The 20,611-nt window shown below is 66.5% G+C and carries 17 protein-coding genes; 8 read left to right on the forward strand and 9 right to left on the reverse strand.

The features are described 5' to 3' along the window. Window positions 1-4: 4 nt before the first annotated feature. On the reverse strand, window positions 5-661 hold the full coding sequence (locus tag VGS97_RS10170) for a response regulator transcription factor (RefSeq protein WP_326853082.1): 657 nt from the start codon (window positions 659-661) through the stop codon (window positions 5-7). A 442-nt stretch (window positions 662-1,103) separates the two neighbouring features. Here VGS97_RS10170 and VGS97_RS10175 point away from each other — a divergent pair, with 442 nt between their 5' ends. Beyond that, window positions 1,104-1,280, forward strand: coding sequence for a hypothetical protein (locus VGS97_RS10175; protein WP_326853083.1), 177 nt, complete (start codon window positions 1,104-1,106; stop codon window positions 1,278-1,280). Window positions 1,281-1,392: 112 nt separating this feature from the next. Here the strand turns inward: VGS97_RS10175 and VGS97_RS10180 are convergent, their stop codons facing one another. Both VGS97_RS10180 and VGS97_RS10185 read right to left on the reverse strand, forming a co-directional pair. Beyond that, complete coding sequence (locus VGS97_RS10180; protein WP_326853084.1) at window positions 1,393-2,154, reverse strand: inositol monophosphatase family protein; 762 nt, start codon at window positions 2,152-2,154, stop codon at window positions 1,393-1,395. 109 nt (window positions 2,155-2,263) lie between these two features. Next, on the reverse strand, window positions 2,264-3,343 hold the full coding sequence (locus tag VGS97_RS10185) for a ferrochelatase (protein ID WP_326853085.1): 1,080 nt from the start codon (window positions 3,341-3,343) through the stop codon (window positions 2,264-2,266). A gap of 247 nt (window positions 3,344-3,590) precedes the next feature. Between VGS97_RS10185 and VGS97_RS10190 the strand changes: the two genes are divergently transcribed. Then, entirely contained in the window at window positions 3,591-4,934 is a 1,344-nt protein-coding gene (locus tag VGS97_RS10190; protein ID WP_414641680.1) for a D-arabinono-1,4-lactone oxidase, read from the forward strand. A gap of 64 nt (window positions 4,935-4,998) precedes the next feature. Here the strand turns inward: VGS97_RS10190 and miaA are convergent, their stop codons facing one another. Next, window positions 4,999-5,994, reverse strand: a complete 996-nt coding sequence (miaA, locus tag VGS97_RS10195; RefSeq protein ID WP_326853087.1) for a tRNA (adenosine(37)-N6)-dimethylallyltransferase MiaA — start codon at window positions 5,992-5,994, stop codon at window positions 4,999-5,001. Window positions 5,995-6,120: 126 nt separating this feature from the next. Between miaA and VGS97_RS10200 the strand changes: the two genes are divergently transcribed. Then, window positions 6,121-6,432, forward strand: a complete 312-nt coding sequence (locus VGS97_RS10200; protein ID WP_326853088.1) for an antitoxin — start codon at window positions 6,121-6,123, stop codon at window positions 6,430-6,432. 47 nt (window positions 6,433-6,479) lie between these two features. On the opposite strand, the gene VGS97_RS10205 is transcribed toward VGS97_RS10200, so the two are convergent. Both VGS97_RS10205 and miaB read right to left on the reverse strand, forming a co-directional pair. Further along, on the reverse strand, window positions 6,480-6,971 hold the full coding sequence (locus VGS97_RS10205) for a hypothetical protein (protein ID WP_326853089.1): 492 nt from the start codon (window positions 6,969-6,971) through the stop codon (window positions 6,480-6,482). Window positions 6,972-7,278: 307 nt separating this feature from the next. Continuing rightward, window positions 7,279-8,796 (reverse strand): tRNA (N6-isopentenyl adenosine(37)-C2)-methylthiotransferase MiaB, encoded by a 1,518-nt coding sequence (gene miaB, locus VGS97_RS10210; protein ID WP_326853090.1) that lies wholly within the window; start codon window positions 8,794-8,796, stop codon window positions 7,279-7,281. A gap of 463 nt (window positions 8,797-9,259) precedes the next feature. Here miaB and VGS97_RS10215 point away from each other — a divergent pair, with 463 nt between their 5' ends. Continuing rightward, window positions 9,260-10,132, forward strand: a complete 873-nt coding sequence (locus VGS97_RS10215; RefSeq protein WP_326853091.1) for a glutamate ABC transporter substrate-binding protein — start codon at window positions 9,260-9,262, stop codon at window positions 10,130-10,132. A 136-nt stretch (window positions 10,133-10,268) separates the two neighbouring features. On the opposite strand, the gene VGS97_RS29795 is transcribed toward VGS97_RS10215, so the two are convergent. Both VGS97_RS29795 and recA read right to left on the reverse strand, forming a co-directional pair. Beyond that, window positions 10,269-10,976: a regulatory protein RecX gene (locus VGS97_RS29795; protein WP_414641681.1), complete on the reverse strand. Its 708-nt coding sequence runs from the start codon at window positions 10,974-10,976 to the stop codon at window positions 10,269-10,271. Window positions 10,977-11,368: 392 nt separating this feature from the next. Further along, window positions 11,369-12,496, reverse strand: a complete 1,128-nt coding sequence (gene recA / locus VGS97_RS10225; protein ID WP_326853093.1) for a recombinase RecA — start codon at window positions 12,494-12,496, stop codon at window positions 11,369-11,371. A gap of 406 nt (window positions 12,497-12,902) precedes the next feature. Between recA and VGS97_RS10230 the strand changes: the two genes are divergently transcribed. Both VGS97_RS10230 and VGS97_RS10235 read left to right on the forward strand, forming a co-directional pair. Continuing rightward, window positions 12,903-13,940: a cytochrome c oxidase assembly protein gene (locus VGS97_RS10230; RefSeq protein WP_326853094.1), complete on the forward strand. Its 1,038-nt coding sequence runs from the start codon at window positions 12,903-12,905 to the stop codon at window positions 13,938-13,940. 690 nt (window positions 13,941-14,630) lie between these two features. Further along, window positions 14,631-15,107, forward strand: coding sequence for an Ig-like domain-containing protein (locus tag VGS97_RS10235; protein ID WP_326853095.1), 477 nt, complete (start codon window positions 14,631-14,633; stop codon window positions 15,105-15,107). Window positions 15,108-15,388: 281 nt separating this feature from the next. Here the strand turns inward: VGS97_RS10235 and VGS97_RS10240 are convergent, their stop codons facing one another. Continuing rightward, window positions 15,389-16,825 (reverse strand): GuaB1 family IMP dehydrogenase-related protein, encoded by a 1,437-nt coding sequence (locus tag VGS97_RS10240; protein WP_326853096.1) that lies wholly within the window; start codon window positions 16,823-16,825, stop codon window positions 15,389-15,391. Between the two features lie 413 nt (window positions 16,826-17,238). Here VGS97_RS10240 and VGS97_RS10245 point away from each other — a divergent pair, with 413 nt between their 5' ends. Both VGS97_RS10245 and VGS97_RS10250 read left to right on the forward strand, forming a co-directional pair. Further along, on the forward strand, window positions 17,239-17,940 hold the full coding sequence (locus VGS97_RS10245) for an MgtC/SapB family protein (RefSeq protein WP_326853097.1): 702 nt from the start codon (window positions 17,239-17,241) through the stop codon (window positions 17,938-17,940). Window positions 17,941-18,720: 780 nt separating this feature from the next. Beyond that, a complete protein-coding gene (locus tag VGS97_RS10250) occupies window positions 18,721-19,515 on the forward strand; it encodes an HAD-IIA family hydrolase (RefSeq protein ID WP_326853098.1) in 795 nt (264 codons plus the stop codon). Window positions 19,516-20,611 lie beyond the last annotated feature (1,096 nt).

Raw genomic sequence — 20,611 nt, forward strand, 5'->3', positions numbered from 1 at the left:
CTGATCACGCGATTCGGTAACCCGCGCCGGGCACGGTGAGCACGATCGGCGGATCGCCGAGCCGCTTGCGCAGGGTCATGACGGTGACGCGCACCACGTTGGTGAACGGGTCGGCGTTCTCGTCCCAGGCTTTTTCCAGCAGCCGCTCCGCGGTGACCGCCGTGCCGTCGGCGCGTAGCAGCACCTCAAGCACGGCGAACTCCTTCGGCGAGAGGGCGACCGGACGTCCGTCGCGGGTCACCTCGCGCCGGGCCGGATCCAGCCGCAGCCCCGAGCGCTCCAGGATCGGCGGCACCGGCACGACCGAACGGCGGCCGAGCGCGCGCACCCGGGCGACCAGTTCCGCGAAGGCGAAGGGCTTGCCGAGGTAGTCGTCGGCGCCCAGAGAGAGCCCGGACACCCGGTCGGCCACGTCTGAGGCGGCGGTGAGCATCAGGATCCGGGTCGCGGCGCCCGACCCGACGATCAGTCGGCACACCTCGTCGCCGGGCATCGCCGGCAGGTCGCGGTCGAGCACGACCACGTCGTAGTCGTTGACGCCGGCCCGCTCCCAGGCCGCGGCGCCGTCGTAGACCACGTCCACCGCCATCGCCTCGCGGCGCAGACCGGTCGCGATGGCGTCGGCCAGCAACCGCTCATCCTCGACGACCAGCACTCGCATGATCCGCGCGCCTCCGCTTCACCGGAATCAACCTGTCCACGGCCGATTCACCCAAAGTCAATCTGCCCGACACCTTGCAGTTCACCGTCCCGCACCGGCTGCGCCCCGCGGTCTCGGCTCGAAGAAAGCAGCTCGAAGAAAGCAGAGTGCCGCAGTCCGTGTAAAGAGAGGGTCAAAACCTTCCGACCCGCCCGGCTGGATTCGAAAAGCCGGTTTGGCATCGGTAGCCCCTGGGAAGGCAGACCCACATGGCTCAACCCGCCATGGCGGCGTGGGTACTTGTGTGAGTGCGGCACCACCCGACAGCGACAACCCCGGCATCGACCCCAAGTTCCATCCCAGTCCAGCCGACCGGCCAGTCCCACCCTCCACGGCTGCGGGCTGCGCACCGCCGGGCCCTCACCGGCAGCGCAGGCCCCCTCCCCCGCGCAAGGAGCGAACCATGGGAGAGTTCTCCACTCGTCTGCGACAGCGCATCTTCGACACGCAGTCCGCTCTGCGTCGCGCCATGTCCGCCAAAGACCCCTACGCGGTGCAAGTGGAGCAGGGCGAATTGGACTCCCTGCTCCGCATCGCCGCCGAGCATGGCGTGGACGTGTCCACGCCCACTGCGGCTTAACTCCACTGTGGCCTGACCCAACGTGGCGTGACTGCTAGTCAAGCCATATTTACCGAGCGTCCCGCGCCCTTATGAGCCCTTATGAGCGCCGGGACGCTCATTCGTCTCGCGCTCAGTAGTCCGGGGCGCCCGCGCCGAGCTCGATCAAGGCATCGTGGAGGGCGGTAAAGGTCCCTGGAGGCGCCGCCAAGACCATCGCCTCACTCGCCGATTGACCATGAAAGCCTTGGACGATTGCGCCCGCCTCCGTGGCGATCAGCGCCCCCGCCGAGCGGTCCCAGTCGTGCGTGCCGCGCTCGTAGTAGCCGTCCACCCGGCCAGCCGCGACGGCGCACAAATCCAGCGCTGCCGAACCGGCGCGTCGGATGTCGCGCACCCGTGGCAGCAGGGCACCGACGATCACGCCTTGGCGCTCTCGTCGTTCGGAACGGTAACCGAAGCCCGTGGCGATGAGGGCTCTGCCCAGATCGGTCGGCGGCCGCACACGCAGCCTCACGCCGTTGCACCACGACCCGGCGTCGCGCACTGCCGTGTAGGTCTCTCCAAGGCGCGGAGCGGCGACGACACCCGCCACCGCAACACCGTCCACCTCCACGCCCACGGACACGGACCAGTGCGGTAGGTCGTAGAGATAGTTCACGGTGCCATCAATCGGGTCGATCACCCATCGCACGGTGCTGCGCCCCGAGTTCGCCCCGCCCTCCTCGCCGAGAAAGGCGTCATCGGGGCGTTGTTCGAGGATCATCTTGCGGAGGAGCTGTTCGGCCGCGGTGTCCATCTCGGTGACCACATCGGTCGGGCTGGACTTGGTGATCGCGACGCCGAGATCCGCCGGCCGCCTCTCCACCAGCATCCGCGCGGCCTCGCCGGCCACCACCTGCGCCAGTTCGAGCAGCCGCCATGGATCCACGCTCACGTCCCCGTTCACGTGCCCGTTCGCATCGTCTGCGCCTGCGCGTTCCACGTCAGCCGGTCCCGTCACGTCAGTCCATCCCGCACAGCGCCGGCCGGTGGCCGCGCACGTTCGGGCAGCACCCGGCACTGCAAACATCCGGCATCGTGCCGAGAGCGCTGAGCACCTTCGGCTCCGAGTGCTCGCCGCGTTCCCGGGTCGCGCGTTCGAGCACGAGGTCGCGGATCGCCGCGACGAAGTCCGGGTCCACGCCGACCGTGGCCGCGCGGGCGAACGACAGCCCGAGTTCGGCCGCCGTCTCGGCCGCCTCGGTGTCGAGGTCGTAGACGACCTCCATGTGGTCCGAGATGAAGCCGATCGGCACCGCGACCGCCGCCGCCAGCCCCTGCGCGGCGCGTTCACGCAGGTGATCACCGATGTCGGGCTCAAGCCACGGCTGGCTCGGGGGCCCGCTGCGGCTACAGTACGTCAGCGAACGCGGCCTGTCGGCCACCCCGGTCACCCGCTCGACGCCCAGCGCGACCAACTCGGCCACGGCCTCGTGCTGCGTCACGTACGGGCTCGAATCCGCCATCACGAGCGGCAGCGAGTGGGTGACGAAGACCAGTTCGGCTTCGTCGCGCACTGACTCGTCCAGGCGGCCGAGCGCCTGCACCGTCGAGCGGACCATCGGCTCGACGAAACCCGGGTGGTCGAAGTAGGCGCGGACACGGTCCAGTCGAAGTCCCGCCACCGCGTCGCCACCCGCGGCCATCGCAGCTGCCAAGTCCTCGCGGTACTGGCGGCAACCCGAGTACGACGAATAGGCCGACGTGACGAATACCAGCGCCCTGCGTACGCCGTCCGCGGCCATCCGGGCGACCGCGTCGGCCACGTACGGCTCCCAGTTCCGGTTGCCCCAGTAAATCGGGAGGCTGAGGCCGTGTTCGGCGAAGTCGCGTTCGAGCGCCGCGATCAGCGCCCGGCATTGCCCGTTGATCGGGCTCACTCCGCCGAACCGGAAGTAGTGCGCGCCGACCTCGACGAGGCGTTCCTTGGGAATGCCCCGGCCGCGCGTGACATTCTCCAGGAATGGGACCACGTCGTCGGGCCCCTCGGGACCGCCGAAGGACAGCAGCAGCAGGGCGTCATAAGGGCTGGCCGATGACATGCCGCCATCCTCGCATGTGCGGGTTGCGCACCCGAGCGCGGCCGAAACCTCTTCCCCACCGACCGGACCTGAAACGCACTTCGAAGTCAGCCGGCTTGGAACACTGCTTATGAGGCGCTATGGAGCACTACCGCTCAGCAGCGTCTCGGAATTCCTATGAGCAGACAACGAAATTCCACAATCGCCCCTTGACGCCCGCTCATATGTCGCGTTGGCTTACCCACCGCAAGGCAACCCTGCCGACCTGATGAGATGGGTTTCCGAGGCTGTGACCACTGACGCGACCTCCGCGCCGACGCGCGCCTGGACGAACTGGGCGGGCAATCAGAAGGCCCATGTGCGGCGCATCGCCACTCCGACGAGTACGCGAGATGTCGCGCAGACAGTGCGTGAGGCCGCCGCTGCCGGCCTTAAAGTCAAACCGGTCGGCACCGGCCACTCGTTCGCCCCGGTCGCCGTCACGGACGGCGTGCTGATCCGGCTCGACCACCTCTCCAGGCTGCGTTCGGCCGACAAGGCGTCCGGCCTGGTCACCGTCGAGGGCGGGATGGGTCTGTGGCGGTTCAACGAGCTGCTCGCCGAGCAGGGGCTCGCGCTGACGAACCTGGGCGACATCCAGGAACAGACCGTCGCCGGGGCGATCGCCACCGGCACGCACGGCACCGGCCGGTCGAGCGCGTCCCTCGCCGCGCAGGTCGCCGGGCTCGAACTGGTGCTGGCCGACGGTTCGATCGTGGCCTGCTCGGCCGCCGAACGCCCGGAACTGTTCGAGGCGGCCCGGATCGGGATCGGCGCGATCGGTGTGATCACCGCGGTGACGTTCCGCACCGAGCCGGCGTTCCTGCTGGCCGCGCGCGAGGAGCCGATACGGATGGACGCGGCCCTCGAAACCTTCGACGACCTGTGGCGGGAGAACGAGCACTTCGAGTTCTGGTGGTTCCCGCACACCAAGGGCGCGATGCTCAAGCGCAACAACCGCTCCGGCGGGCCCGCCACGCCGCTTTCCCGGCGCAGGGAGTGGTTCGAGGACGAATTCCTGTCCAACACGTTCTTCTCCGGTCTGCTCAAGACCGGACGCAGCGCGCCACGGGCCATCCCGACGATCAACCGCTTCGCCTCGAAAGCTTTGACGGCGCGCAGCTACACCGACCGATCCGACAAAGTGTTCACCTCACCGCGGCGTTTCAAGTTCCTGGAGATGGAATACGCGCTGCCGCGTGAGGCCGCAGTCCCGGCGTTACGCGAAGTACGGCGGATGATCGAGGCCGCAGGACTGCGGATCAGCCTGCCGATCGAAGTACGTACCGCCCCCGCCGACGAACTGTGGCTCTCGACGGCGCATGGCCGCGACACAGCGTACCTGGCGTTTCACATGCACGAAGGCGTCAGCCCCACGGACTATTTCGAGAACGCCGAAACCATCATGGTCGCCTACGACGGACGCCCGCACTGGGGCAAAATACACACGCGGGATCGCGAATACATCGCCTCGGCGTATACGCGCTTCCAGGATTTCCTGGCGGTACGGGAGAAAGCGGACCCGGATCGTGTATTCGGCAACGAGTACACACGCCGGATCTTCGGCGCCTGAACACCTCTGACCCGTCGTCAACTCTCGCTAGTCCTCGCTAACCGTCAAAGCTCCATCTCCGCCGTCAACCGCGCACAAGTTCCAGCGCAACGTCGTAGACACCGTCACCGGCCTGGTCAAGCCAATGCACGTGCGGGTCTCGCCGAAACCACGACTCCTGACGCCGGGCGAAGCGCTTGGTCTCCTTGACGGTCTGCTCACGGGCATCCAGTTCCGAGATTTCCCCGGCAAGGAAGGCAAGGACCTGTTTGTAGCCGAGCGCGCGGCTGGCCGTGACGCCCTCACGCAGTCCGACTTTCTCCAGAGCGCGTACCTCGTCGACCAGCCCGCGTTCCCACATCACGTCCACTCGCCGCGATATGCGTTCGTCGAGTAGCGCGCGGTCCGATGTCAGGCCCAGCCGCAGCGTGTGCGGGTAGTGCGGCCGATGCCCTGGCAGTGTCGCGACGAACCGGCCGCCGGTCAGCTCGATGACTTCGAGCGCGCGCACGATCCGTCGGCCGTTCGACGGCAGGATCGCCGCAGCGGCGTCCGGGTCGGCTGCGGTCAGCCGGGCGTGCATCGCGCCCGGTCCGACTTCGGCGAGTTGCGCCTCAAGCTCGGCGCGCAACCCGGGATCGGTGCCGGGGAACTCGAAGTCGTCGAGCGTCGCGTGCACGTACAGACCTGAACCACCGACGAGAATCACCGGGCGTTCCTCGGCCACCAAGCGGTCGATGGCGGTACGCGCCAGACGCTGGTACTCGGCCACCGCCGCCCGTTGCGTCACCGGCCAGATGTCCAACAGATGGTGATGAACGCCCCCGCGTTCGGCCTCGGTGAGCTTGGCGGTGCCGATGTCCATACCGCGATAAAGCTGCATCGAGTCGGCGTTGACGACCTCGCCACCGACCGCACGGGCCAGGGCGACGGCCAGGTCCGACTTGCCAACCGCCGTGGGGCCGACCACAGCGATCACCAGCGGTCGTCCGTCGGCCGGATGCCTGACGGCTGCCCGTGGCGCGCCGATCGGCTGCTCACCCCGCTCCGACGCCATCACGCTTGTCACAGCCCCTGTCACGGCCTCATTGTCCCAGGTCCCCATTCTCCGGTATCCGTGTCACCGCGCTTCATTCCGTTATGTCGCATATGCTCGATTTTGATCGGGCCGACGGTACAGGACGGCCCCGAACCGGAGGGCCACGCAATGGGCATCTTCGACTTCCTCAAGCACCGCAAGGGCGACTCGGGCAGCACCGGCACCACACTGAAGGACCGCGTGACCGGCATGATGGCCGGCCACGGCGACCAGGTGAACCAGGGCCTCGACAAGGCAGGCCAGATGGTCGATGAGAAGACCGGCGGCAAGTACACCAATCAGATCAACAAGGGCGTCGGCATGGCCAAGGACAAGTTCGGCCAGCAGGCCGGACAGGCTTCCGGAGAAGCCGACGCCGACATGCCGCGCCCCGAACCCGGCACGCAGGGCGGCGATTCTGCGCAGCCGCCGCAGAGCTGACGCACCGGCTCCACCAGCCCTTCGTCAGCGTCGCATCAGCCGGCACATCAACCCTGCGGCGTCCAGACGGCGGTGAAGTAGCCCACCCCGTACGGCGCGCGATACGAGAGCAATTCGCCGCGCCACGACGGGCTGCTGCCGTCGACGGCCCCGGCGAGCACCTGCCAGGGAGCCCGCCCCGCCGCCATCAAGTCGCTCGCGGCCGCCGGATCGATGGCCGCGAGCGCTCTCGTGTCCACACCGCCCAACGCGCGGGCGACCTCGTCGTCGAAGGGGACGGCGCGCTCGTCCAGATAGCCGGGCGCCTTGACGCCCCGCCGAGCCGTTCCGTCTCCCATGACCAGCAGCGCGACACGCGCGGACCGCGCCGCCAACGCGCGCCCGATCCGCTCGCACTCCCCTGGCTCGGTACGCTCGCCGATCTCCCAGCCTTCGCGCAGCGGCACGGCCGCCGGGAACCCGCCGTCGAGCAGCCAGCGCCCGACCAGCAGGCCAACGCACGCGGTGCCCCGCGCGCCCCGCCCGTCATCTCCTGCCACGTCGCCTATATCGCTCCCGGCTGCGCCATCTCCAGCCAGGCCATCTCCAGTTGCGCCCTCACCAACAGCGAGATCCACACCGAAACGACGGAAGTTCCCGCCAAACCGCACCTCACGCGCCCCGGCACCACCGCCCGTAGCCACCGCGATCAGCAGGTCAGGCCTCTCCAGCCGAAGCCGAGTGACGGCTTCAAATGATGCGTCACGGACGTCCGCCAACTCCTCAGCGGCACCATTTGCGACCTCAGGCACGAGCATGGGCGCCTGAGGGCATACTGCGGCTGCGACCAGCACCCGGCACCGCCGCTCAGCAGACCGGGGCGGCCGGTAGCGGCGCGGGCGCGCCTACACCCGGCATCCCGAGTGAAACCGTCGGCGGCTTTACGTCCTTAACCGCATCCGCCGCATCCGCCGCGTTACGCGCCTCCCAGGCGTCGCCGGAGCGCAGCCGACGCAGCGTGCGGATGGCGTTGCCGCCGTCACGACCGTCCGCAACCAAGTGGTGCGGCGCCCCGTAGGTGACCTCGGCGGTCACCAGATCCCCAGGACGCGGCCGCTCACCAGCCCCGACCTCGCCGACCGCGAAGTGCACCAGCCGGTTGTCGCGCGCCCGCCCGGACATCCGGTGCGTCGCCTCGTCCTTGCGCCCCTCGCCCTCGGCCACCAGTAATTCGACCTCGGCGCCCACCAGCCGACGGTTCTCCGCCCAGGAGATCTCCTCCTGGAGCGCGACCAGCCGCTCGTAACGCTCCCGCACGGCCTGCTTGGGCACCTGGCCGTCCATCTCCGCGGCCGGAGTACCGGGGCGCTTCGAGTACTGGAAAGTGAACGCGGAGGCGAACCGGGCCTCGCGCACCACGTGTAGCGTCTGCTCGAAGTCCGCGTCCGTCTCGCCAGGGAATCCGACGATCACATCGGTGGTGATCGCTGCGTGGGGTATCGCCTTACGCACCCGCTCGATGATCCCGAGGTACCGATCCTGCCGGTAAGAGCGGCGCATGGCACGCAGCACCGAGTCCGAGCCCGACTGTAGCGGCATGTGCAGCGAGGGCATCACGTTGTGTGTCTCGGCCATCGCGGCGATCACGTCATCGGTGAAGTCACGCGGATGCGGCGAGGTGAACCGCACTCTTTCGAGCCCCGCGATCTCTCCACACGCCCGCAACAACTTCGAAAACGCCGTGGTGTCCCCGAACTCGACCCCGTACGAGTTGACGTTCTGCCCGAGCAGCGTGATCTCCACGACCCCCTCGGCCACGAGCGCCTCGATCTCGGCCAGGATCTCGCCGGGTCGCCGGTCCTTCTCCGTTCCGCGCAGTGCCGGGACGATGCAGAACGTGCACTTGTTGTTGCAGCCCACGGACACCGAAACCCACGCGGCATACGCGGACTCACGGCGCGTGGGCAGCGTGGACGGGAAGACCTCCAGTGACTCGGCGATCTCGACCTGCGCCTCCTGCTGCACGCGGGCACGTTCGAGCAGGACCGGTAGCGCAGCAAGGTTGTGCGTACCGAAGACCACGTCGACGTAGGGCGCGCGACGCACGACTTCCCCACGATCCTTCTGCGCGAGACAGCCGCCGACCGCGATCTGCATACCCGGCCGCTGCGCCTTGACGGAGGCGAGGTGCCCGAGGTTGCCGTACAGGCGGTTGTCGGCATTCTCCCGGACTGCACAGGTGTTGAAGACCACCACGTCAGCCGCGTCGCCTTGTTCGGCGCGCTCGTAGCCGGCACTCTCCAGCAGGCCGGACAGCCGCTCGGAGTCGTGCACGTTCATCTGGCAGCCGTACGTGACGATCTCGTACTTCCTGGCTGAGGACATCTCGAAGACAACCACCCAATCCGCCGGTCGCCGCGGTCCGGGGCGCCGGTCCACGGTCGAGGTCCCGGTCCCGTGCGCTCCGGGACGACCTCTCCGCATTTTGCCACGCTTGCCGCCGGAGCCGTTCCCAAGACCGATCGACTTCCTTCGCCTGGCCACGCTCGGCCCCGACTCGCAGGCCCGCACGGCGCCAGCCGCACGCACCGCGCTGTCGGCCCCGACCGACCCTCGCTCCCTCTTTGCATGATCGCTCTTGAGCTTTCCACAGGGCAAGGTCCTACCGTGGAGCGCATGACCCCGGACGCCGCGGACATTCTGCACCGTTACTCGACCGTTATCCCTCGCGGTGACGGATAAGCCCGCCAGCCGCTACCTTCCACACCGGAAACGCATTCGGGGTGACACCAGCGCAAGGGGCTGACTGTACGTGCGACGACGGGGATTGCTCGGGCTTTTCATCGTGATGGGTATCGTCGTGAGCACGGTCGGCTGTGTCACCATCTCCCCCGTCACGGCGACAGGCGACTTCCCGGTCGCGGCGAATTTCAGGCTGGACAACTCGCCGACCTTCCTGCGCATGGCCTCCCGTGACCAGGGCAAGGGCCGCATCGTCATCGGCGTGAAGGACGACCAGCCCGGCCTCGGTTACTACGATCAGCGCAACCAGACATACACGGGCTTCGACGTCGAAATCGCCGAACTGATCGCCGCCGGGCTCGGCTTCAGCCGCTCGCAGATCCAGTTCGTGCCGATCGAGTCGGCCAACCGGGAGAGCGCGTTGGAGAACGGCTCGGTCGACCTCGTCGTCGCCTCCTACTCGTACACGCCAGCCCGGGCGCAGGTGATCTCCTTCGCCGGGCCGTACTTCGAGACCGATGAGGGGTTGCTGCTGCGCGCCGACGAGACCGGCATCACCGGCATGGAGTCGCTGACGTCGGACAACAAGATCTGCTCGACATCGGGCTCGAACTCGTACACGCAGCTCAAAAGCCTGACGAGCGCCCAACCGCTACCGCGCGACACGTTCTCGGAATGCGTCAGCGCTCTGAAGCAACAATCGGTAGACGCCGTCTACACCGACCTGGCGGTCCTCGCCGGTTACGCGGCACAGGACCCGCAGAACCTGCGTCTGATCGAGGTCCCCAAGGCCGCCGCGCCGCAGCTCTACGGCATCGGCCTGCCCTTCGGCGACGAGTTGCTACGCAAGAAGGTCGACGACATCCTGGTCGCCGCCGAACAGAACGGCACCTGGAAGGCAATCTTCAACGCAACCCTGGCGCCTTCAGGCATCAAGGCGATCACCCCGCCAGACGGCGTCTGGACCACAACATCGTGACCCTCGCAACGCCATGACCGTAGACCGCAACGCCGCTTACCGATACGTCCACATCACCCAGACACATCGAAGCTGACCAGGGCAACAGCTTGAGGGCCACCCGTAGCGGCTCTAGGTCTTTAGGACTCTAAGGCAGTCACACATCCCCATCGTCCCCAATCTCGCCGTCCCCCATCCCATCGAGCGCTTCCGCCGCCACCGCCAACGAGTCGACCGATTCGACGACCTGTCGGACGACACGAGCGACGACCAAGCCCGAGTAACCCTTCCGCGCCAGGAATCCGGCCAGCCGACGCACCTTCACCTCGGGTGCCACCGCAGGCATCCGCTCATACCGGGACCGAGCGATCCGGCAGGCCGTCTCGAACTCGCGATCCGGGTCTAGTCCTCCGATCGCGTCGGCGACCACGTCGTCGGCCACACCCCGCCGACGTAGCTCCATGGACAACACCCGGCTGCCTTGCCCGCGAACCCTGTGTCTGGATTCCACAAAGGCTTCCGCGTACCCGCGGTCGTCGATCAGCCCGACCTCTTCGAAGCGATCGAGCACCGCCGCCGCAGCCTCGGGCGCGACCTCTTTGCGCTGCAACAGGGCTTCCAACTGTCCCCGGGTGCGCGCGGCCCGAGACAACGCGTCCAGCGCGATCCGCCGCGCCGCCGACTCGCCGCCAGCCTCGGACCCACCACGCTCAGACGCGCCCTCTCCAGACGCCTGCTCCGAGCTGAACGGCCCATGACTCCCGGGCGCGCCCCGCTCAGATCCGCCCTGCTGATACCCGTCCTGCTCAGGCGTGCCCTGCACAGACGCCTGTCCCAAACCGGACGGCCCATAGTCCGCAGCCATGCCACGCGCTGGTCTGCCCTGCTCAGGCACGTCCTGCTCGGCCGTACCCTGCTCAGACGCGTTTCCCTGGCCAGATGACCTACGGCCCACAGCCACGCCATGCCCAGACCCATCCTGCTGAGCCGCGCCCTGCTCGGACACGCCACCCTGGCCGGACAGCCCGCGACCCGTAAGCACGCGATGTTCAGACGTGCCCTCCTCAGACACCTGCCCCGGGCCGGGCAGCGCGGACGGCGCGTAACCGCCATGCGCGCCACCCTCGCCGTCCGGATCCTGATCCCGCGTGCCCACTCGCACACCGAACGACCCAGCACCCCGCCTCGGTCGTCCCGCCGCGCCGCTCTCCTCAGTCAGTCCGTCAGCAGGCAGCCCGTCAGCGAATTCGCCGCCGCTCACAGACCGGAGGCATCAGCACTTGCGGCCTTCGTCCGGGACGACCGGGCAGCCTTGACCGGCTCGGTGGCGGCGGGGGCGGGCGACTTGGCGTCCGCCGGCTTGGCGTCCACCGCAGGCGCGTCCAGCTGCGGGCCGACGCCGAGCTTCTCCTTGATCTTCTTCTCGATCTCGTTGGCGATGTCGGGGTTGTCCTTCAGATAGGCCCGCGCGTTCTCCTTGCCCTGTCCGAGTTGACCGTTCTCGTACGTGTACCAGGCCCCGGACTTGCGTACGAAGCCATGCTCGACGCCCAGGTCGATCAGGCTGCCCTCACGGCTGATCCCGTGGCCGTAGACGATGTCGAACTCGGCCTGGCGGAAGGGCGGTGCCACCTTGTTCTTGACGACCTTCACCCGGGTACGGTTCGCCACCGCGTCTTGGCCGTCCTTCAACGTCTCGATCCGCCGCACGTCCAGCCGCACCGAGGCGTAGAACTTCAGCGCCCGGCCACCGGTCGTCGTCTCCGGCGAGCCGAACATCACGCCGACCTTCTCACGCAGCTGGTTGATGAAGATCGCGGTGGTCTTGGACTGGCTAAGCGCGCCAGTCATCTTCCGCAGCGCCTGGCTCATCAGTCGCGCCTGAAGGCCGACGTGCGCGTCGCCCATCTCACCCTCGATTTCCGCTCGTGGCACCAGCGCGGCCACCGAGTCGATGACGATGATGTCCAGGGCACCGGAGCGGATCAGCGTGTCCGCGATCTCAAGTGCCTGCTCGCCGTTGTCGGGCTGGGAGATGTACAGATTGTCCGTGTCCACGCCGAGAGCCTTCGCGTAGTCCGGGTCGAGGGCGTGCTCAGCGTCGATGAACGCGGCCAGCCCGCCAGCCCGCTGGGCGTTGGCCACCGCGTGCAGGGCCACGGTCGTCTTGCCGCTGGATTCAGGGCCGTAGATCTCGACGACGCGCCCCCGCGGCAGCCCGCCGACACCCAGAGCCACGTCGAGCGCGATCGCCCCAGTCGGGATGACATCGATCGGCGCACGTGCCTGATCGCCCATGCGCATCAGCGAGCCCTTGCCGAACTGCCGCTCGATCTGCGCAAGGGCCGCGTCGATCGCCTTCTCCCGATCGGTGGACGCCGCCATGGTTCACTCGCCTCCGTATGTATGGTTCAGTGGTTTCGGACCGCCGGTTGGGGTGTCGACCAAAACGCTACCGGCCACCGCCGACAACGCCGCCGAACCGGGACACAGCCACCTCAGCGGCCCGTGCCTCTTTTCTACCGCTCGCACGGTCCCACTTGGTCACTGCTTATGGGTCTCTGCGTCTCGGCAGTCAACTGTTTCACGTCCACGACGCCCATGACGTAGAAATCATCAAAAATCCAGGCAAACCCATGCGTGACTGCTGAGCCTGCTCGTCATAGAACATTATAGAACTAAGGTTCGAATATCATATGGCCGCACAGTCCCGCACCCCCGCTTGTCTGACGGCTCCACACGATTGCCTACGATGTGCGGGTAAAGGTGGAAGCCACGAGGTGATGCGCGCATGACGACCGGATTGCCCGCAGTGGGCTCGCACACGCTGGTCAGCGCCTATTCAGGCCCGCCCGCCCTGCAGAACGCCAGCTACGCGACCCAATGGACGCTCAACCCATGGGTCCTCGCCGTTGCCACCGTCGGGGCGACGCTTTACCTCATCGGCGTCAGGCGACACACGAAGGCTGGCGGGCAGTGGCACTTCAGCCAGACGGCGTTCTTCCTGGCTGGACTCGGGCTTCTCGCATTCGTCTCGATGTCGTTCCTCGGAGCGTACGAGCGCGTCCTGTTCTGGCCGCGCGCGGTGCAGAACACCTTGCTGATGATGGTGGTGCCGATGCTGCTCGCGCTCGGCGCTCCGCTGACCCTCCTGCTCGCGAACTGTTCTGAACGCGGTCGCGCGCAGATTAACCGCGTTCTGCACAGCCGTCCCGCGCGCATGCTCGCGTTCCCGGCCACCGTGTCGATCGTGTTCATGAGCACGCCGTTCCTGGTGTACCTCACGCCGTGGTTCCAGGCAGCAATGCGTAGTAACTTCCAGAACGAACTGCTCAGATTCACGTTGGTGACAGTCGGCTATTACTACTACTGGACACGGTTGCGTGTGGATCCGGTACCGCACGAGTACCCGCATCTGGTGTCGGTGTGGATCACGTTTGCCGAAGCGGTCACGGACGGAGCGCTCGGCATCATCTTGATGTGGGGCAGCTACACAGTCGCGCTGGACTACTACACAGCGCTCGGTCGGCCTTGGGGCATGACGTTCCACCAAGACCAGCTCATCGGCGGCGGGGCGATCTGGGTGATCGGCGACTTGGCCGGACTCCCATTCATCGGAGCCCTGTGGCGACGCATGTTCCGCGAGGACCGCCAAGAAGCAGCGGTCGTCGACACGCTGCTTGACGCGCTGGAAGTAGTCCAGCATGCGCCGGGCGCGCAAGGCGCCGATGAGGAGGAACTCCCCGAGGGGCACCTGCGCCCGTGGTGGGAGACGGACCCGAGGTTTGCCAAACGGTTCGGCATCCCGTCTCCAGGCGGAGAGAACTGAGAACAGGCTGCGACCTGCGGCTCATTCACTCACTGCCGCCACCACTACCAACGCATTCGGCAATAACGCCCAACATCTGACCACAAACACAAGCCCTATGCGAGCAGTGCTCGAACCCTCTGCGCCACACTCACGCCAACCACCTTATAAATATATCAACACACACCCACACCCCGAGCGCTGGCACACAAGAGATGGCCTCAACGTAAACCACCACGTGAACCACCCCACGGCCCCACTTACCGCCGAACCAGGCCGCAGCCACCTCAGCGCCCCTTGCCCTGCGCCTCTCCCCAGTCGGCATGCTGCTCGTCCAGGATGCGCAGCACGCGGCTTACCCTTTGACTCTCCCCAGGCCCCGCTTACCGCCGAACTCCTGTGCACATACAGCACTCTTTCTTTCCGCGGCCTCGACGCGAATCAGCTAGCGACATACCTACCGCCAAGCTTCTCCACCAGTACACCGCATATCCACAGATTGCCGCCAATTACCAGCAGGCTTACGACTCCTCACCACGCAGCACAATCTGATTATCCGCCAGGTCACCCACAAGGCCTCGTCATAAGTGCGTAGAAAAATACGCAATTTTACGGATTCGCCTGGCGCGGGCTCCTGTCACTGTTGATCACGTCGCGCTGAACCTCGCGGGAGCCACCCGCGACAGCCGCGACACAACGAGGAGGTCCACTATGTCCCGAGCGTTCACTCGTGCCCTGGTCCTGTCCACCATCGGTGGTCTGGCTATCGCGCCGGCGCTGGCCTACGCGGCGGACGGCGCTCCGGCTCCGCACGCACCGACCGTGACCCGGGTGCACGCGCCCAAGAGCGCGCACGGTGGCGAGGACTTTCTGCTCTCCGCCCGGGTAAGCATCGCCACCCAGCCCAGCGCACCGACGAAGGACCAGGGCCCGGATCAGCAGGGCTCGAAGGGCAAGGGCAAGAAGGGAAAGAGCAAGAAAGGCAAGGGACACCGACACGCTGCCGAGACGGGGTCGATCACCTTCGTCGTGGACGGCAAGTCGCTCCCCCCGGTCAAGATCTCACATGGCCGGGCGCTCGAAAAGCTCACGTTGCCGGCGGGCAGCCACACCGCGACTGCTTCGTACAGCGGTGACAGCCACTACGACGCAAGCCAGTCAACCCCGGTGACCTTCACGGTGAGTTAACAGCGCACCGCCAGGTCACAACCACAGACACACACGCGATGGTGTAGGCGCCACCGATCGCGGACTAGTCGGGGACGGGGAACCTGGACGGGGCGGGACGGCCGCTCGCCCCGCACAGGCAGCGTCACAGACGACGTCGAAACAACACGTCTCAGACCATTTGCGCGGTTGCTCCCGGCAGCGCCAAGGCGCCCGACCTTCAGTCGACCATCATCGGCGCCAACCGGTCGCCTCCCGCCGAGCAGCATCTCCCCGCCACTAGTCGGCGCAGTGGTGCTCCGCTACCAGCTGGTGTGAAGCGGTTTGCCCTCGCTGTATCCGGCGGTGCTCTGGATACCGATCACCGCTCGCTCGTGAAACTCGTCAAGGGAGCGCGCGCCCGCGTAAGTGCACGAGGACCGGACGCCGGCCACGATCGAGTCGAGCAGGTCTTCGACACCGGGTCGCTGAGGATCGAGATACATCCGGGAGGTCGAGATGCCTTCTTCGAATATCGCCTTGCGTGCCTGTTGGAAGGGAGAGTCGTCGGCAGTGCGGAGTCGTACCGCACGAGCAGAAGCCATACCGAAGTTCACCTTGTACTGTCTGCCATCCCCATCGAACTGGAGGTCGCCAGGGGATTCATAGGTGCCCGCGAACCATGAACCGATCATCACGTTCGACGCACCCGCCGCCAGAGCCAACGCAACGTCGCGCGGGTGACGTACTCCGCCATCGGCCCAGACGTGCTTGCCGAGGGCACGCGCTTGGGCCGCGCATTCGAGCACTGCGGAGAACTGAGGGCGTCCCACGCCGGTCATCATCCGAGTCGTGCACATCGCGCCGGGGCCGACACCGACCTTGACGATGTCCGCCCCGGCGGCGACCAGGTCACGGACTCCCTCGGCCGAAACCACGTTGCCCGCGACCACGGGGACCTGCGGATTCAGGGCGCGCACTGCGGAGAGGACGCTGATCATCTTCTCTTGGTGCCCGTGTGCGGTATCGACGACCAGCGCATCCACACCGGCGTCGAGCAGGGACTTCGCGCGGCCGACGGCGTCGCCGTTGATGCCGACCGCAGCCGAGACGCGCAATCGGCCGGATGCGTCGACCGCAGGCTCATACAGTGTCGCGCGCAACGCAGCCTGGCGGGTCAGCAGGCCGGTGAGCAGGCCATTGCCGTCGACCACCGGGGCGAGGCGGTAGTGACCCTCGCTCAGGCGGTTGAAGGCCTCCTCGGGCTCGATGCCGTCCGGCACGGTGAGCGGGCCACGCGACATCACCTGGCTGAGCTGGGTGAATCGGTCGACGCCAGCACAGTCGGCCTCAGTGACCACGCCGACGGGCCGACCGTCCTCAATGACGACTGCTGCGCCGTGGGCACGTTTCGGAAGGAGGTTGAGCAGGTCACCCACGGTGTCCGAAGGTCGGACGGTGATCGGGGTGTCATAGACCGTGTGCCGTGCCTTGACCCAATCGATGACGTCAGTCACCACATCGAGTGGGATGTCTTGCGGGATGACCGCCAGTGCGCCGCGGCGCGCGACGGTCTCCGCCATGCGGCGGCCGGCAACGGCGGTCATGTTGGCGACAACGAGAGGAATGGTGGTGCCGGACGCGTCCGGCGTCCTGAGATCGACGCCGAGCCTCGAACCTACGTCGGATCGTGCAGGGACCATGAAGACGTCGTCGTAGGTGAGGTCGTACTGCGGGGACGCATCATTCAGGAATCGCACGTGACAGCAGTCTACCGGTTCGGAGTCGACCTGGCGCGGTGGCAAGCCCGCCTCATCAGTCGAGCCAGGTATCTGGCTGGGCCACGTACCCCGCCGAGCCACATATCCAGCCGGGCCGAACTTCAGCTGGGCTGGCCTCCGGTCAGGTCAATGCCGTCGGATGGGCCAGGTCGTACGTCAGACCACCCGCTCGGGTGGTCATGCACCGTGTAAGCCGGGCTGTCTTCAGATGGTGCGATGCCTCGTGTCAGCGGTGTCGTCTTCAGGTGGAGCGATACGCCGTATCAGCGTAACTACCTTCAGTCGACTGCGTGCGCCGCCCGGAGTAGCGGACAGGAGGGTGACACACCTTAGACTGCTGCACCACAACGACTGGTCATCGAACATACGTCAACTGGCTGAGTACCAGCAGCATGGGGAGGCGGGACGCGGTGCACATCACCGAGCTGGACTTGATCACCCGGGTATTGGTCGGCTGGGGGCTGACCTTCGTGCTCGGATTCGAGCGGGCTGTACGCGGCGCACCTGCGGGCGACCGTACCTTCTCCCTCCTCGGTGCAGGGACGGCGCTCATCGGCACCCTCTCGTTGTCCTCCCCTGCGGTATTGGGTGGCGCTGTCACGGGCATCGGCTTCATCGGTGGCGGACTCTCCTTCCGGCAGGCGATGCAGGACAAGGAGATCCTGCACGGAATCACCACTGCGGCCTCTGTCTTCGCTGCCGCAGCGATCGGAGCAGCGGCAGGAGTCGGGCACATCGGGCTGGCGGTCACCACGACCGCTGCTGTGCTCATCAGTCTGGAAATCAGGCATCTCCCAGTGTTCCGTCTGTTGGACGCGCGCCGCTGGGAGCCTTACTTCCACCACGACGACCACAAGCACTTCGGGCTGCGTGGTTTCGAGAAGGCGATCGTGCACGAGATCGAGGGTGAGGCGACTGCCGTCAGGCACCTGTCATCAGGAGCCTCCGGCGCCCCGGCCTCTGATGCACCGATCATCCCGGCGCAGCCGACCACCGCCGCGATATCGGAGAGCGTGGGGCAGGCGATTGAGACCGACATTGTGGCTGAGCAGGTGATTGAGGCCAGCGCGGCGGCAGCTCGTGGCGGGCACTAGGGCCATGCAGCAGATGTCGTCGTGAAACGACGCGAGGGCGAACGTAGGCTGCTATAGCGAATTGAGCGGCTAGTCCCATCCTCCGTACGCCACTTGAACGCGCGAGGGACAATCCGGGAATATCGGGTATTCCTCAGTGTCGAGTAAGGCCATTACTCGATGATGAGCCCAGGTTATCCCGATCTACGTATCGCTCGCCCGGGTGACGTGCGGAGGATGGAGCTAGTAGCACCAGAGCTCCGCCGCTTCGTTACTTCAGTGCCCAGCAGTCGACGTTCGTGCCGTCAATTCACGCGTCGTCAATACGGTTGCGCCGCCTTGTCCGGTTGGTGCCATTCTCGGCCTTGAAAGGCAGTGGCCTTCGGCTGCGGTCGAATCAGCGCTCACCTGGTGGAACGCTATGCATGCGGGCCGGTTGCGGAAGTATGTGAGAGTACTGGCGCGGTTACGGATGCGGCGCAAGTCCACTTCCGTGTGTTAGCCTCGATGAGCCGGTACGTACGATGTCCCCGGGCCTCACCTATAGCCGGCGCGGAATACCGTCAGGCTGGAGCCGCGCTGTGCCACTCGCCGAGAGGCGGCACGCGTACCGGCGTCAATCCTCTCGCTGACCGCGCCACAACCCTCCTGTGGCGCGGTGGCTGTCATTCCGACATTCGAACCGCCTCGCGTGCCCGTGCCCCGGACACGAGATGATGATGCCCGAAGCCACACGCCACCCTCAGCGTGTCCTTCGCCAGCGTGCCGGGAGTTGCCCGGCCCGCCCGGAAGGAGCTGAACGTGAACGACCGCAAGCCGGTGACGACCTGGCTGACGGACATGGACGGGGTCCTCATCCACGAGGGCAACATGATCCCCGGGGCAGACGAGTTCATCCGCAAGCTGCGCGACTTCGGCACGCCGTTCCTGGTACTGACCAACAACTCGATCTATACGCCGCGGGACCTGCGTGCCAGGCTGCTCTCCACCGGGATCGACCTGCCGGAGGAGTCGATCTGGACCTCGGCGCTGGCCACCGCCAACTTCCTGCACTCGCAGCGGCCCAACGGATCGGCGTACGCCATCGGCGAGGCGGGTCTTACCACCGCGCTGCATGAGGTCGGCTACACCCTCTCCGACAACCAGCCCGACTACGTGGTGCTCGGGGAGACCCGGACCTACAGCTTCGAGGCGATCACCCGGGCGATCCGGCTGATCGACAACGGTTCCCGGTTCATCGCCACCAACCCGGACGCCACCGGTCCCTCGCTAGAAGGCGCGCTGCCCGCCTGCGGCTCGGTCGCGGCGCTGATCACCCGGGCGACGGGGGTCGAGCCGTACTTCGTGGGCAAGCCGAACCCGGTGATGATGCGTGAGGGCCTGAACAAGATCGAGGCCCATTCGGAGACGACCGCGATGATCGGCGACCGGATGGACACGGACATCAAGTGCGGTATCGAGGCGGGTCTCGAAACGATTCTGGTCACGACCGGGATCATCCAGCTGAACGAGGTCGACAGGTTCCCCTACCGGCCATCGCGGATTGTGAAGTCCATCGCCGACCTGATCCCGGAAGTCGGTCGGGAGGCCGACTGAGACGCGTCACACTCGGTCGTCGGAACATGGCTCGGCGGCGGGAGCCTGCGCGAGGCAGCAATGATTCAGCTGACCAGCAACGTTGGGCCGAATGGATGGTTTAGCCGGGCCGATCACTCGATCGGCCGAACATCGTGGGGCACCGGTACATCGTTGTTTCCGTTGTGACTGCGCCACAACCTTCCGCTGCTCAGGCGTCGCATTCCGGCTTCGACCCGGCTGAGGCACGTCCGGCGGCGACCCCACTTTATGACGCATTAGTGCACGAATACCGTTTGGCACTGCGCTGGGTCCCTGGTGACCAGGGCACAGGCGACCGGTTCACCGGTATCGGTTCGGCACTGCGCCCGGACGTGGAGTTCAGCACGCCGTATCCCCGACGTACTGGCGGCGTGCCGCGCCAGGTTTCACGCCACCGGGGAGTCTCGGGCGACTCTCCCGGTCCGACGTACTAGTGAGACTGAACGAATAAGTCTGATAATACGGTTATATTCCATTCATGCAATCACCCCTTCGCCCAAGGGCCGACAAGCTGTCGGCGGACGTACGGGAACGTGTGTACTCAAGAACACGCGGCTCTGCCGGGAGCGGCCGACCCAGTACACGCTTCAGTGAAGGCATACGTTGATTCAGCGCACAGCGCGGCGAGTAACCCAGTCGGCCTGGTTCGCTCTGTGGCGAACAACTCCGCTGATTCAGCACGCGATGCGGCGAGTAACCTCGATTGGCCCAGTACACGCTGCGGCGAAGGATCCGGTGATTCAGTGCGCAGTGGAGCGAGTACCCAGTCGGCCCGGTGCGCGCTGCGGCGAATGACTTCGTTGATTCAGTATGCGGTGGGCGAACAATCCGGTTGGCTCAGTGCACGTCGCGGCGAACGGCCCCGTGATCCAGCGCTCTGTTGATTCAGTGCATGGTTGGCTCAGTGCATGGTTCGTGTAGTGCGTGGTGCGGCGAATGACCTGGTTGGCTCAGTATGCGCTGCGGCGGATCCGGCCTTCGTAGCGCGCTTCCCACACATCGTTGTGCGCGTCGCCGCCTTCAACGTTGGCGGACAGGTAGATCGGCGGCTCGACGTCGGCCGCGACCAGTCGCG

Origin of the sequence: Actinocrinis sp., assembly GCF_035946395.1 — a bacterium.
Lineage (GTDB): Bacteria > Actinomycetota > Actinomycetes > Streptomycetales > Catenulisporaceae > Actinocrinis.